The sequence below is a fragment of the Labrys okinawensis genome (assembly GCF_047345005.1).
Lineage (GTDB): Bacteria > Pseudomonadota > Alphaproteobacteria > Rhizobiales > Labraceae > Labrys > Labrys okinawensis.
This window is the reverse complement of the sequence record NZ_CP178864.1, coordinates 2,534,031-2,547,907: the sequence shown is the minus strand read 5'-3', so window position 1 is coordinate 2,547,907 and position 13,877 is coordinate 2,534,031. Positions and strand designations below refer to the sequence as shown.

Genomic DNA, 13,877 nt, shown 5'->3' with positions numbered 1-13,877 from the left:
TGGGAGCGATTCCAGCGCTTATCATCGATTGCAAGAATTGTTCCGCTGCACGGAGAAATGGATGTCGGGCCCTTATTTTCTGGCTGTTGATGGCGGCGGAACCAATACCCGCGCTCGTCTTAGCGACCAAAGCGGGCGCATTCTTGGCGAAGGCTTGTCAGGTTCGTCCAATCTCACGCTCGGCACTGCGATTACTGGCCCAGCCATCGCCGAGGCTGGAGAAAAGGCGCTTGAAGCGGCAGGCCTTTCGCCCGACACCAAGGCCGAGGTGCATGCCGGTATGGGCCTGTCGGGCGCCAATGTTCCGGCGCTCGCCGATGGTATTCGCAGCTTTCCTTTTGGGTATCAGTCGCTTGCGCTGGCTTCCGACGCCGTCACCGCCTGCCTCGGCGCCCATGCCGGCGAGGATGGCGGCATCCTGATCCTCGGTACCGGCTCCCAGGGCCTTGCGCTGGTGGCCGGAAAGGAGACCACCGTCGGGGGGTGGGGCTTTGCCCTGTCGGACGATGCCTCCGGCGCCATTCTCGGGCGGGCGGCGATCCGCGCCGCCATACTCAGCTTCGACGCCCTCGCGCCTTCCTCCGATCTCACCCGCCTGATCATGGCGCGCTTCCAGGACGATCCCAGCGAGGCCGTGCTGTGGAGCCAGACCGCCACCCCGCGCGATTATGGCGGCTTCGCGCCGCTGGTGTTCCGGGCGGCGGGCGGCGACGGCGTCGCGGACCATCTGATAGGCCATGCCATCGGCTCGATCGTGAGCATGCTGGACCGTTTGATCCACTTGGGAGCGCCGCGTATCGCCCTGATGGGAGGCCTTGCCGCGCCCTATCGCCCCTTCCTGCCGACGCGTTATGACGACGTCCTGATCGAGCCCAAGGGCGACGCGCTCGATGGGGCGTTCAGGCTGGCCAAGCAGGACTTCCTGGTATCGCCCACGAAGGGGTGAACGAGGCAAAGTCAGCGGAGCCAGACTCAAAAGTCACGAGATGGCCGGAAAGGGCACAGATTTTGTCATGCCCGGGCTTGTCCCGGGCATTCAGATGCGACCCCTGCCGCGTTCGCGCCCCTGGATTGCCGGGGCAAGCCCGGCAATGACAAAAGGTCAAGGTTCTCGCGATTTTTCGGTCGGGTTCTCCAAATGTTTGAAGTCTTGCGGAATGCCCGCTAAGCCTGCCGCTGCTCCTGCCAATCACACCCCCAAGGTGGCACCATGACTTCGCCTGCCGACGCACCCACAACCCTGATGGCGGCGGAGATCGCCGAGGCGCCCGCCGCCCTCGCCCGTTTCTTCGACGCCGAGAACAACAATCTGGCGAAGATCGGCGCGCGCCTGCGCGAGCTCTCGCCGGCCTACGCGGTGACCTGCGCCCGCGGCTCCTCCGACAACACTGCCGGCTACTTCAAATATCTCAGCGAGATCCTGGCCGGCGTGCCGGTCGCTTCCGTCGGCCCTTCCGTGGCCTCTATCTACAAGGCGCCGCTACGCTTCAAGGGCGCCGTGGTCGTCTCGGTCTCGCAATCGGGCAAGAGCCCCGACATCGTCGCCCTGCAGGCTCGCGCCAGGGAGGCGGGCGCCTTCGCGGTCGCCATCGTCAACGACGCGTCCTCCCCGCTTGCAGCCGAGGCGGATGCGGTGCTGCCGCTGCATGCCGGGCCGGAGAAAAGCGTGGCAGCCACCAAGACCTGCCTGAGCTCCGCCGCCGTGCTGGCAGCGCTCGTGGCGGAGTGGCATCAGGACAATGCCTTGCAACGGGGCGTGCGCGACCTGCCCGGCGCCTTCGAGGCAGCGCTGACAGCCGATTGGGATGCAGCGCTGCCGGTATTCGAGAAGGCGCAGTCGGCCTATGTCATCGGCCGCGGCCCGGCCTTCCCGATCGCGCAGGAAGCCGCCCTCAAGCTGAAGGAAACCGCGGTGCTGCATGCGGAGGCCTATAGCGGCGCTGAAGTGATGCACGGGCCGCTGCAACTCGTTGACGCCGGCTTCCCCGTGCTTGCCTTCCGCCCGCAGGATTCGGCGTACTCTGCCATGGGCGAAGCGATCGAACGCATGCGTGGGGCAGGCGCCAACGTCTTCGTCGCGGGCGGCAGCGGGCTGCCCTTCAAAAGCTCCGGCCATGCCCTGCTCGACCCGCTCCCCATGCTCGTTTCCTTCTACGGGCTGGCCGAGAAGGTGGCGCGCGGGCGCGGCCACGACCCCGATCGCCCGACCCGGCTGCGCAAGGTGACGGAGACGATCTGATGAGCCTCGAAGCCCTCGTCGCACCGCGCCTGTTCAATGGCGAAACCTTCCTCGATCATCACGCTCTGCTGATCGAGGGCGAGATGATAGCGGCCGCAGTGCCGCGTTCCGACGTGCCCTCGCACGCGGCCGTTACCACGCTGCCATCGGGCGTGGTCGCCCCGGGCTTCATCGACGCGCAGGTCAATGGTGGCGGTGGGCGGCTCTTCAATGAGACGCCGGATGTCGACACGCTCGGCGCCATCGCGGCTGCCCATCGCAAGCATGGCTCCACGGCCCTCCTGCCGACCTATATCACCGACAAACCCGAAGGGATGAGGCTGGCGATCGAGGCGGCGAAAGCCGCGATCGCCCAGGGCGTGCCGGGCATCGCCGGCATCCACCTCGAAGGTCCCTATCTCTCGGTGGCGCGCAAGGGCGCTCATGATCCGGCGCTGATCCGCCCGCTCACGGAGGAGGATGTCGATCTCATCCTCGGCTGCGGCATCGAGACTGTTCTGCTCACTGTTGCGCCGGAAAATGCGCCGAACCGCCTGATCCGCCGGCTTACGGAGGGCGGCGTCATCGTCAGCCTCGGCCATACCGATGCCGACTACGATACGGCGATGGCGGCGGCGGATGCGGGGGCTACCGGCATCACCCATCTCTTCAACGCCATGTCGCCTCTGCAGAACCGGGAGCCCGGCGTCACCGGCGCGGCGCTCGACCATGGTGGCCTGTGGGCTGGCATCATCGCCGACGGCCACCATGTGCACCGAGGGGCGCTGAGCCTGGCGCTCAGGGCCAAGCGCGCGCCCGGCCGGCTCTTCCTGGTCAGCGACGCGATGCCGACGGCCGGAGACCCCAACGATGTCTTCTACCTCAACGGCCGCAAGGTTACGCGCCGAAACGGCGCGCTGACGCTCGACAACGGCACGCTGGCGGGCTCCGACCTCACCATGGACCATGCCGTGCGCTATAGCGTCGCCCATCTCGGCATCGATCTCGGCGAGGTGCTGCGCATGGCAAGCCTCTACCCGGCGCAGTTCCTCAAGCTCGATCGCCGTGGCCGGCTGGCGCCGGGCTTCCGGGCCGATCTCGTCCATCTCGACGAGACACTGGCGACCAGGGGTTTGTGGATCGCCGGCAAGAAACTGGTGGGGTGACGCCTGCAAGCTCAATGAGTGCCACGACAAGCCTTGCTTGCCCCCCGTGGTCGGGGGGAAACGAGCGTGGCCCTCAAGCCCTACCTTGATACCTCCCTCATGATCATTGAAATGTAAGCGCTCTTCATTTATTAGTCGGACAATTGACAAGGGACTGGAACAAGCGGCGTAACTTAAGGCGTCGGACCTCCAGCTTGTCGATCTTCACCCGAACCGGACGATCCCGGCCCGACGCGGCATCGCCGCGGGGCCGCACAAAGAGTTCCGGAAGGTGAAACAGGAAACGCCTGAACCGCAGGACATCTGTCCGTGCAAAACCGAGGGAGCTGTCTATGAAACGTTCTATCGTCACACTTGCACTTGCCTGCACCGCGCTGGCCGGGCTGTTGCTCGGCACGGCCGCCGCCTCCGCCGCCGGCCCCGAAGTCGTCGCCGGGCCGAGCAAGGATGCAACCTGCTTCGTGCCCTGGACCGACAAGACCAAGTTCTTCAAGTTCCCGGCCAAGAAGGGCCCCTATCGCATCGCGCTCGCCAATGGCTTCATCGGCAACACCTGGCGCATCCAGATGATCAAGACGGCCAAGGCCTATGCCGACCAGGCGGACGTGAAGGCCAATCTCAAGGAATTCAAGGTGGTCTCGACCGGCGAGGACATCGCCGCCCAGATCGCCGCGGTAAACAATTTCATCGATTCCGGCTATGACGCCGTGGTCATCGACGCCCAGAACCCCACCGCCTTCAAGTCGGTGATCAAGCGGGCCCAGAACGCCGGCGTCGTCCTGGTGGCCTTCGACAACACCGTCGACAGCGAGGACATCATCAACATCAACGTCGACCAGAGTGGCCTGGGCAAATATTGGGGCGAATGGCTGGTCAAGAACGTTCCCAATGGCGGCACCATCCTCGAAGTGCGCGGCGTGGCCGGCACTTCGGTCGATACCGACCGCCATGAGGCAATCCAGAAGGCGTTGAAGGACTCCGGCAAGCCCTTCAACACGGTCGAGGTCGTCGGCAAATGGGATGACGGCACGGCCCAGAAGGTCACGGCCGACGCCATCGCCGTCCATAAGCATTTCGACGGCATGACAGCCCAAGGCGGTTCCACCGGCATGGTGCGCGCCTTCATCGACGCTGGGCATCCCTTCATTCCCTCAGGGGCCGAAGCCGAGAACGGCTATCGCAAGCTCTGCGCCGCCAATGCGGGCAAGGGCCTGAAATGCGCTTCCGGCGGCACCGGCCCGGCCCAGGTGGCGGTCGCCATCAAGACGGCGATCGAAGCCTTGCAGGGCAATGTGGTGCCGCAGTCCATCAAGCTGCCGCTTGCCCATGTCGAGGATCCAAACTTCAAGGATGGCGAGAACTACTATTCGAAGGAAACCGACAACTTCTTCGTCGGCAATGCCTTCCCTACCTGCGGCATCAACTTCACGGCCCAGGAGATCATGGGGCAGTCGGAGCAGTAAGGGCGTGCCGATCTCCTCGGCCACATCGACCTCTGGTCGATGTGGCGGGAATGGCACGGATTTACAGCGCTCGACGAGAAGAGTGCCGACCTGGAGGTTGGCACACCCTCCTGGGATCGCAGGCATCCCTGCCTGCTCTTGGAAACGATCAGGTTCAAGATGCAGGCAGGGATGCCTGCGATCCCAGGAATGCCATTCCTTTGTACGGAGTTCGCCTGATGGTCGAAACGGTACCGCTCTTTCGGATGGAAGGCATTTCCAAACGCTATGGCGGTGTCGCCGCGCTCGAAAAGGCCTCGCTGACCATCGAGGCAGGGCGCATCCATGCCATCCTCGGCGAGAACGGCGCGGGAAAGTCGACCCTCATCAAGATCCTTTCTGGCGTGGTGCAGCCGGATGAGGGACTGCTCAGCCTTGAAGGGCGGGACATCCGCTTCTCCGGCCCGGCCGCGGCCAAGCAGAACGGCATCGTCTGCATCTTCCAGGAGCTCTCGCTGGTCCCCGACCTCTCGGTGGCCGACAACATCTTCATCGACGCCCCGCCCCGCCGTTTCGGCCTGATCGACCGCGGCGCCCAACGTCGCATGGCGGAAGAATGGCTGGCGCGCGCCGGCGCCGATGACATCCACCCGCTCGCCCCGGTCAAGGACCTGCCGCTCTCGCGCCGGCAGATGGTCGAGATCGCCAAGGCGCTGGCCCGCAAACCACGCATTCTCATCCTCGACGAGGCGACCTCGGCCCTGACGGCCGCCGACGTCACCAAGATCTTTGGCGTGCTGAAGCGCCTGCGCTCGGAAGGGCTGGCCTTGCTCTACATCTCGCACCGCATGGCTGAGATCGAAGAGCTCGCCGATGAGTGCACCGTATTCCGCAACGGGCGCAACATCGCCACCTTCAAGGCCGGCACCAAGACCGACAACGAGGTCATCGAGATGATGATCGGGCGCGAATACAGCCATGTCTTTCCCACGAAGCCTCCGCCACCCTCGCCGGCCGTCAAGCCGCTGCTCGAGGTGAAGGACCTCACCTGGGCGGACCGGCTCAAGAACATCTCGCTTGCAGTCCGTCCCGGCGAGGTCGTCGGCCTCGGCGGGCTCGACGGCCAGGGCCAGCGCGAGTTGCTGCTGGCGCTGTTTGGCGTGCTGCGCGGCACCACCGGAGAGATCCGCGTCGAGGGCAAACGGGTTTCGATCGCCAGCCCCGGTACGGCCAAGAAACCGGAGATCGGCATGGCGCTCATTCCCGAGGATCGCAAGACCGAGGGCCTGATGCTGCCGATGTCGGTGCGCGACAACCTCTCCTTCGCCTCGCTCGGCCGCATCTCCAGGGCCGGGCTGATCGACCGGGAGGCGGAGAAGCAGGCGATTGCCGAGATGGTGAAGCTGCTTGCGATCAAGACGGCCGGCATCGACATTCCCGTCGGCGCGCTCTCAGGGGGTAATCAGCAGAAGGTCGTGATCGCCAAGTGGCTGATGGTGTCGCCACGCATCATCCTGCTCAACGACCCCACGCGCGGCATCGATGTCGGCACCAAGCAGGAGATCTATCAGCTTCTGCGCCACCTCGCCGACAAGGGTGCGGCAATCCTGCTCTATTCCACCGACTACGACGAACTGATCGGCTGCTGCGACCGCGTGCTGGTGCTCTATGAAGGGGCCGTTCGGCGCGAGCTCACCGGCATCGAAATCACCGAGAACGCGCTGATCTCGAGCGCCCTCAACATCACCGCCGAGAACGGGGAGGCCGGCCAAAAGCCGGCAGTGAACGCGTGAGCGACTGGCGCTACAAATTTGCCGAACACAAGAGCACGCTGCTGGCCGCCCTGGTCTTCGTGGTGATGTTCGCCATCTATACGGCCAACCATGAGGCGGGCTTCTCGGCCAATGTCGTGCAGACGGCCGCCAACAAGGGCGTGCTGCTGGCCCTGCTCGCCGTAGCGCAGACCTTCGTCGTGCTGACGGCCGGCATAGACCTCTCCGTCGGCACCATCTTCATCCTCACCAATTGCCTGGCCTCCTGGATCGTGGTGGGCTCGCCCGCCATGACCGGGCTCGGTGTCCTCGGCGTGCTCGCCACCGGCATCGTCTGCGGGGCCGTCAATGGCGCCATCGTGATCTTCGGCCGCCTGCAGCCGATCGTCACCACCATCGCCACCGGCGCCATCTATTTCGGCCTGGCGCTCTGGCTGCGGCCCGACCCGGGCGGCGATGTGAATGGCGACCTCGCAGACGCCCTCACGGGCCAGCTCTGGGGCGGTTTCCCGGCAAGCCTCCTGGTGCTGATCATCATCATGCTGGTGGTCTGGGTGCCCTTCCGCCGCTCGATGCTGGGACGCTCTGTCTATGCCGTCGGCTCTTCGGAGGTCGCCGCCTATATGTCGGGCGTTCCAACCAATACGGCCAAGTTCATCGCCTATGTCTTGTCGGGCCTGTTCGCCGCAATGGGCGGGCTGATGCTGACCTTCTTCACCTATTCGGGCGAAGCCTCCTCCGCCAATGCCTCGACCTATACGCTCAACTCGATCGCCGCCGTGGTGCTGGGCGGCGTCTCGCTGTTCGGCGGCACCGGCAGCGCCGTGGGCGCCATCTTTGGGGCGCTGATCTTCCGCACAATCAACGACCTGCTCTTCGTCTTCGATCTCGATCCTCTCTGGCAGCCGCTGTTCCTCGGAGTGGTGCTGCTCATCGCCGTCTGCATGGGCTCCTTCCGCCTCCTGCAGATCAAGAACCGTCTCGATCTCTTCGGGTGATGCGGTGAGCCAGCAAGACACGTCCAAATCTCCCTCTCGCCTTCCTGTCTTCCTGCAAGGCGTTGACCTTGCCGTCGTGACGGCTTTTGCCTGCATCGTCGTGCTGCTTCTGGTCGGCAGCCTCTACTCCTCGAGTTTCCTGTCGCCGGAATATCTCTTGCAGCAGCTCCAGGTCGGCTCCTTCCTGGCCATGGCCGCCACCGGCATGATGCTGGTGATCCTGATCGGCCAGATCGACCTCTCCATTCCCTGGCTGATCACCATCGGCGCCATGATGTCGACGGCGGCGGCCGGCTGGGGCCAATGGGGGCCTGTGCTCGCCATTCCCGTAGGCATTCTCAGCGGCATGGCCTTCGGGCTGGTCAACGGCCTCGGTGTCGCCTATCTGCGCGTGCCCTCGATGATCTTCACACTCGGCACCAATGCGGTGATGCAGGGCCTGATGGTGGTGCGCACCGGCGGGGCGGCGCCACAGGACATGTCGACGGATTCGATGCATGACCTCGCCACCGGCCGGCTGATCGCCGGCATTCCCAATCCGGTGTGGATCTGGGTGCTGATCGGCGGGGCCACCGTCTTCGTCCTCAAGCGCACCACCTTCGGCCGTGCTCTCTATGCCATCGGCAACCGCGAGCGAGCCGCCTATCTCTCGGGCGTGCACACCCGCCGCATCGTGGTGCTGGCCTTCGTGATCTCCGGCGCACTGTCGGCCTTCGGCGGCGTCCTACTGGCGGGCTATTCCACCAAGGCCTACCAGGGCATGGGCGATCCCTATCTCTTGCCCGCCATCGCCGCCGTGGTGCTCGGCGGCACCTCGATCCTGGGCGGACGTGGAACCTATCTCGGCACGGTCGCCGGCGTGATCCTGATCACGCTGCTGCAATCCATTCTCGCCATTGTCCAGATGCCGGAGGCCGGCCGGCAAGTGATCTACGGCGCGACGATCATCGCCATGCTGCTGCTGTATGGCCGCTCCGCAAGGATGAGGACGTAGCCAGGACCACCTGCCTTCCGGCTATGCCCGATGCGGAGCGAACAGGATCACCGCCATGCCCGCAAGGCACAGGGCCGCGCCAGCAAGGTCCCACGCATCGGGCCGCACGCCCTCCACGCGCCAGAGCCAGAGCAGCGAAGCGGCGATGTAGATGCCGCCATAGGCCGCATAGGCCCGGCCCGCGGCATCGCTGTCGATGCGCGTCAGCAGCACGGCGAAGACGATCAGGGAGGCAATGCCGGGAAGAAGCCACCAAGCTGGCTTGCCGAGGCGCAGCCAACCCCAGAAGGCATAACAGCCGGCAATCTCGCCAAGCGCCGCCAGACAGTAGAACAGGATGGATTTCATAAAAAGCTGAGCCCCGGCAATCGCTTCCGATAAGGAGCTTAGCGATCGCCGAGGAAAACGAAAGGGCGGGAGTGCCCCGCCCCGCCGTCAGCTCTTGCTGGACGCAGACCAGAGATTGACACCACCCTCCTGGGCAAAACGGTCGATCTCGGCGAGTTCGGTCGCGTCGAAGGACGGGTTCTTGAGAGCGGCAACACAGTCTTCGATCTGCTCGGGCCGGCTGGCGCCGATCAGGGCCGAGGTCATGCGCGGATCGCGCAGCACCCAGGCGATTGCCATCTGCGCCAGCGACTGGCCGCGCCTGCCGGCGATCTCGTTGAGGCCGCGCAGCCGGGCGATGTTGCCTTCGTTGAGCTGCGTCGGCGAGAGGGACTTGCCGGCGGCAGCGCGGCTGTCGGCGGGAATGCCGTTGAGATATTTGTTGCTGAGCAGGCCCTGCGCCAGCGGCGTGAAGGCGATGCAGCCGGCGCCATCGGCTCCGAGCTGGTCGAGCAGCTTGTCGTCCTCGACCCAGCGATTGATCATCGAGTAGCTCGGCTGGTGGATGAGCAATGGCGTGCCCATGCTCCTGAGGATGGCGGCCGCCTCCTTGGTGCGCGCCGCGCTGTAGGAGGAGATGCCGGCATAATGCGCCTTGCCCTGCTTCACCGCATCATGCAGGGCGGTCATGGTTTCTTCGAGCGGCGTCTTCGGGTCGAAGCGGTGGGAATAGAAGATGTCGACCGTCTCCAGTCCCATCCGCTTGAGGCTGCGGTCGAGGCTGGAGAGCAGGTATTTGCGGCTGCCCCACTCGCCATAGGGGCCGGGCCACATGTAGTAGCCGGCCTTGGTGGAGATGACCAGCTCGTCACGGTGATGGGCGAAGTCGGTCTTCAGGATACGCCCGAAGGTTTCCTCGGCCGAACCAGGCGGCGGCCCGTAGTTGTTGGCGAGGTCGAAATGGGTGATGCCGAGATCGAAGGCCTTGCGGCAGAGGGCACGCGCATTTTCGAAGGGTACGTCGCCACCGAAATTATGCCACAGGCCGAGCGAGAGCGCGGGCAGGTCGAGCCCAGAGCGGCCGGTGCGGCGATATTGCATGGTAGTGTAGCGTGCTTCATCAGCGACGTAAGTCATAACAGCTCCGAAGGGTAGAAAGTGACAAACTGGGAGGGAATGGTCCGACAAACTAGACCCGCCAGAGGGTGTCCTTCAACCCATTGCTTGTTCACATTGCCGACAAAAGCGGCACAATCGCATCCGTGGATTGTATGAGCTTCCACAAAGAAAGAGGCCCGGTGCAAACACCCGGCCCCTTCGTCATAAGACACCTCAGCGGACAGCGGCAGCGTCCTCGTAGTCGGAAGCCTTGGTTTCGTCCGATGCCGTGGAGCCGAGCACCATGGTCAGCACGACCGACACGACGAAGTTGAGCGCCACCGCGACCAGGCCGATATAGAAGGTGGTGCCATAGATCGACACGGCCGGCGTCAGCGCGGTCGGCCCCCAGGACAGATAGCTGCCCACGATCATGCCCGCGGCCCAGCCGATCAGCAATGCCCAGCCGTTGAACCAGCGCGTATAGAGACCGGCGACGACGGCGGGGAAGATCTGGATCATCCAGACGCCACCGAGCAATTGCAGGTCGAGCGCAAACTGCGTCGGCAGCCAGATGATGACGACGAGGGCGCCGACCTTGACGATCAACGACATCAGCTTGGCGAGATAGGATTCCTTCTCGGGCGAGATATCCGGCTCGATGAAGGGCTTCCAGACATTGCGGGTGAAGGTATTGGCCGCACCGATCGACATCACCGCCGCCGGCACCAGGGCGCCGATGGCGATGGCCGCGAAGCAGAAGCCGGCAAACCAATCCGGGAACATCTTCAGGACCAGAAGCGGCACCGCCTGCTGGGGATCGGTCGTCTTTATCCCCGCGGCGAGCGCCATCACGCCCAGAAGTGCGATGAGGCCCAGCACCAGCGAATAGGCCGGCAGCGTCACCGCGTTGCGGCGGATCACGTCCGGGCTGGAGGCCGAGAGCGTGCCGGTCATCGCATGCGGATACATGAACAGCGCCATGGCCGAGCCGACCGAGAGCGAGATGAACATCCAGATCTGCGAGGGTGCGAGCGTCAGGCCGATCGCCGGTGCCGGCTTGCCGCCGGCAACTGCCGCCGCGATCTTGGCGTCGTAGGCAGTCTTGGCCGCATCGAAGATCGCCGCATAGCCCCCCAGCTTGGCCGGGATGACGATCACCGCCGCAATCACGAAGACATAGATCATGATATCCTTGACGAAGGCGATCATGGCGGGCGCGCGCAGGCCGCTCTTGTAGGTGTAGAGCGCCAGGATGATGAAGGCGATGGTGAGCGGGGCATGCGACGCCATGCCGTCAGCCTTGAAGCCCAGGGCGCCGATCACCTTCTCCATGCCCACGAGCTGCAGCGCGATATAGGGCATGGTGGCCAGGATGCCGGTGAAGGCCACGGCCAGTTCCAGCCAGCGATTGCCGTAGCGCCCGGCGATGAAGTCCGCGCCGGTGAGATAGTGGTTCTTATGCGTGACGTTCCACAGCTTCGGCATGATCAGGAAGACCAGCGGATAGATCAGGATCGTGTAGGGCACGGCGAAGAAGCCATAGGCGCCGAGGGCGTACATCACGCCTGGCACGGCGATGACGGTGTAGGCAGTGTAGAGGTCGCCGCCCAGCAGGAACCAGGTGATCCAGGCGCCGAAACGCCGCCCGCCCAGGCCCCATTCATGCAATTGGCTGAGATCCCCCGATTTCCAGCGCGCCGCCACGAAACCGATGATGGTCACCACCGCGAAGAAGAAAACGAAGACTGCCGCTGCCGTCCAGTTCAGGTTGTCCAACATCAGCGTTCCACCTTCCAGGCGAGGTAGACGAACAGCGATGAGATCGGCACCAGTGCGAGCAGATACAAATAGAAGAACGGCAGGCCGAACAGCACAGGATCGATGCTGTTGTACAGCGGCGTCAGAAGTGCCAGCACGCATGGCACCAGCAAGAGAATATATTTCATCGCGTTTCCCCCGGAACCCTTGATACGGCCATGGCCGAATCCCGCTTGTCGTGAAGCGTGGAAGAAGGTTGTTATTCCCTTCGTCAGGGGCTGTGTCCAGAGGCGATATCACATTGGCAGCAAGGGCTTGCCCGCCTGACCGGCATGCCCTGCATTCCCAAGCCCATCCCGCGATGTTCACTTGACCTTGCCATGATGGAAAGGTGCAACGTCAATCTGGACGAAGCGGAAGACCGCATCGGCGAAAGGCAAGGCCGGAGCAGGCAAGGCATGAACAGGCGCAGTTTTCTTCTGGCGGGAGCCGCGATGCTATCGCCGCTGCGGCCCGCCGCCGCACAGCAGCCCGGCCACTCCATGCACGGCATGTCAGGCATGGACATGGGCGGCGGCCATGTGCCTGCCGCAATCCCCGCGCTTCCGGAAGGTGCGTTTCTGCCCGATCTCCCGCGTCTCGCGAACCGCTCGCAGCAAGCGGGTGTGTTCGAGGCCGAGCTCACGGCCGCACCGGCCAGCGCCAGCTTCGTACCCGGCCTTGCGACACCGATCCTCGCCTATAACGGCATCGCCCCCGGGCCGGTGATCGAGGTCTTCGAGGGGGATCGCGTCAGCATCACTTTCCGCAACCGTCTGCCCGACCAGGAGAGCACCATCCACTGGCATGGGCTGCCCGTGCCCGCCGACCAGGACGGCAATCCGAAAAGCCCCGTCCGGGCCGGTGACGAACGGACCTATAGCTTCGAGTTGCCCATCGGGAGCGCGGGCACCTACTGGTATCATCCCCACCCGCACGGCAAGACCGCAAGCCAGGTCTATCGCGGCCTTGCCGGCGCGTTTGTGGTCAAGGCAACGGACGATCCCATTCCCGCCACCTATGGGGACACGCTCCTCGTCTTCACGGATCTGCGCCTCGCCCCGGTCGGCACCATGCCTGAGAGCACCATGGCGGATCTCATGAACGGGCGTGTCGGCGACCATGTGCTGGTCAACGGGCAGAAGAATCCCGTGCTCACCGTTGCCCAAGGCGAGCTGCGGCGCCTCCGGCTGCTGAACGCCACCAATGCCCGCTTCCTGCGCCTGTCTCTTGCCGGCGCCAATATCACGCTGATCGGCTCCGACGGAGGGCTGCTGGAAACGCCCGTCGCCGATGTCGACGAACTGTTCCTCGCACCAGCGGAACGGCTGGAGATCGTCGCTCGTTTCGACCGGCCGGGTACCGTGAGCCTGCGCACCCTCGCTTATGACCGCGGCTGGATGGGTCCGAACCGGCCCGACGAGGCCGGCATGGATCTTCTGACCGTCCGGGTTACCGAGGGCCTGGCCTCCTCGCAACCTTCGCTGCCGGGCAGGCTCCGGCCCATCCGCGACCTCGGCCAGCCGGCCGTCACCCGGCGCTTCGTATTCACCGAAACGATGTCGATGAGCGCTGGGGGCATGGAAATGGGCTTCCTGATTAACGGCGCCGCCTTCGACATGAACCGTGTCGACGTCGCCTCGAAGGCCGGGCAGGTCGAGCTCTGGGAGATCGCCAACCAGGCCGACATGGACCATCCCTTCCACCTGCATGGCACCCAATTTCAGATCGTCGAGCGGGAAAGCGAGGGCAGGGTGACCAAGCCCGCCTTTCGGGCGCTCAAGGATACGGTCAATGTCCGACGCGGCGAGACGGTGCGCATCCTGCTGCGCCAGGACCTGCCCGGCCCGCGCATGTATCACTGCCACATCCTCGAACATGAGGATCTCGGCATGATGGGGCTGGTGAATGTCGAGGCGTGATCGACGCATGGCGGGAAAACGCGCTGACTTTGTGGAAGGGGCGCAGATCGCCTTCCCCACGAAGCTGGGGAAGGTGGGCCGACGAAGTCGGGTCGGATGGGGTGTGGTCCGATGGGCTCGACCTCAAAGGATGGGACTCA

The 13,877-nt window shown here is 64.5% G+C and carries 12 protein-coding genes; 8 read left to right on the top strand and 4 right to left on the bottom strand.

The annotated features are described in order from the left end of the window. The first annotated feature begins 61 nt into the window (after positions 1-61). From ACMDCR_RS12015 to ACMDCR_RS11985, 7 genes are all read left to right on the top strand, one after another. A complete protein-coding gene (locus ACMDCR_RS12015; protein ID WP_413992747.1) occupies positions 62-946 on the top strand; it encodes a BadF/BadG/BcrA/BcrD ATPase family protein in 885 nt (294 codons plus the stop codon). Positions 947-1,210: 264 nt separating this feature from the next. Beyond that, entirely contained in the window at positions 1,211-2,239 is a 1,029-nt protein-coding gene (locus ACMDCR_RS12010; RefSeq protein ID WP_413992746.1) for an SIS domain-containing protein, read from the top strand. Continuing rightward, complete coding sequence (gene nagA / locus ACMDCR_RS12005) at positions 2,239-3,384, top strand: N-acetylglucosamine-6-phosphate deacetylase (RefSeq protein WP_413992745.1); 1,146 nt, start codon at positions 2,239-2,241, stop codon at positions 3,382-3,384. The genes ACMDCR_RS12010 and nagA overlap by 1 nt, the downstream gene beginning before the upstream one ends. Positions 3,385-3,716: 332 nt before the next feature. Beyond that, entirely contained in the window at positions 3,717-4,847 is a 1,131-nt protein-coding gene (locus tag ACMDCR_RS12000) for a sugar ABC transporter substrate-binding protein (protein ID WP_413992744.1), read from the top strand. A gap of 218 nt (positions 4,848-5,065) precedes the next feature. Continuing rightward, entirely contained in the window at positions 5,066-6,619 is a 1,554-nt protein-coding gene (locus tag ACMDCR_RS11995; protein ID WP_413992743.1) for a sugar ABC transporter ATP-binding protein, read from the top strand. Continuing rightward, positions 6,616-7,596 (top strand): ABC transporter permease, encoded by a 981-nt coding sequence (locus ACMDCR_RS11990; RefSeq protein WP_413992742.1) that lies wholly within the window; start codon positions 6,616-6,618, stop codon positions 7,594-7,596. The genes ACMDCR_RS11995 and ACMDCR_RS11990 overlap by 4 nt, the downstream gene beginning before the upstream one ends. A 4-nt stretch (positions 7,597-7,600) precedes the next feature. Then, positions 7,601-8,590 (top strand): ABC transporter permease, encoded by a 990-nt coding sequence (locus tag ACMDCR_RS11985; protein WP_413992741.1) that lies wholly within the window; start codon positions 7,601-7,603, stop codon positions 8,588-8,590. A 21-nt stretch (positions 8,591-8,611) separates the two neighbouring features. Here the strand turns inward: ACMDCR_RS11985 and ACMDCR_RS11980 are convergent, their stop codons facing one another. The 4 genes from ACMDCR_RS11980 to ACMDCR_RS11965 form a co-directional block, all read right to left on the bottom strand. After that, the gene (locus ACMDCR_RS11980; protein ID WP_413992740.1) at positions 8,612-8,938 is read right to left on the bottom strand and encodes a YnfA family protein; all 327 of its coding nucleotides are present in this window, start codon (positions 8,936-8,938) and stop codon (positions 8,612-8,614) included. Positions 8,939-9,025: 87 nt separating this feature from the next. Continuing rightward, a complete protein-coding gene (mgrA, locus tag ACMDCR_RS11975; protein ID WP_413992739.1) occupies positions 9,026-10,054 on the bottom strand; it encodes an L-glyceraldehyde 3-phosphate reductase in 1,029 nt (342 codons plus the stop codon). A gap of 195 nt (positions 10,055-10,249) precedes the next feature. Next, a complete protein-coding gene (mctP, locus tag ACMDCR_RS11970; protein WP_413992738.1) occupies positions 10,250-11,797 on the bottom strand; it encodes a monocarboxylate uptake permease MctP in 1,548 nt (515 codons plus the stop codon). Beyond that, on the bottom strand, positions 11,797-11,964 hold the full coding sequence (locus tag ACMDCR_RS11965) for a DUF3311 domain-containing protein (RefSeq protein WP_284315717.1): 168 nt from the start codon (positions 11,962-11,964) through the stop codon (positions 11,797-11,799). The genes mctP and ACMDCR_RS11965 overlap by 1 nt, the downstream gene beginning before the upstream one ends. 270 nt (positions 11,965-12,234) lie before the next feature. Here ACMDCR_RS11965 and ACMDCR_RS11960 point away from each other — a divergent pair, with 270 nt between their 5' ends. After that, on the top strand, positions 12,235-13,737 hold the full coding sequence (locus tag ACMDCR_RS11960; RefSeq protein ID WP_413992737.1) for a multicopper oxidase family protein: 1,503 nt from the start codon (positions 12,235-12,237) through the stop codon (positions 13,735-13,737). Positions 13,738-13,877: the final 140 nt, after the last annotated feature.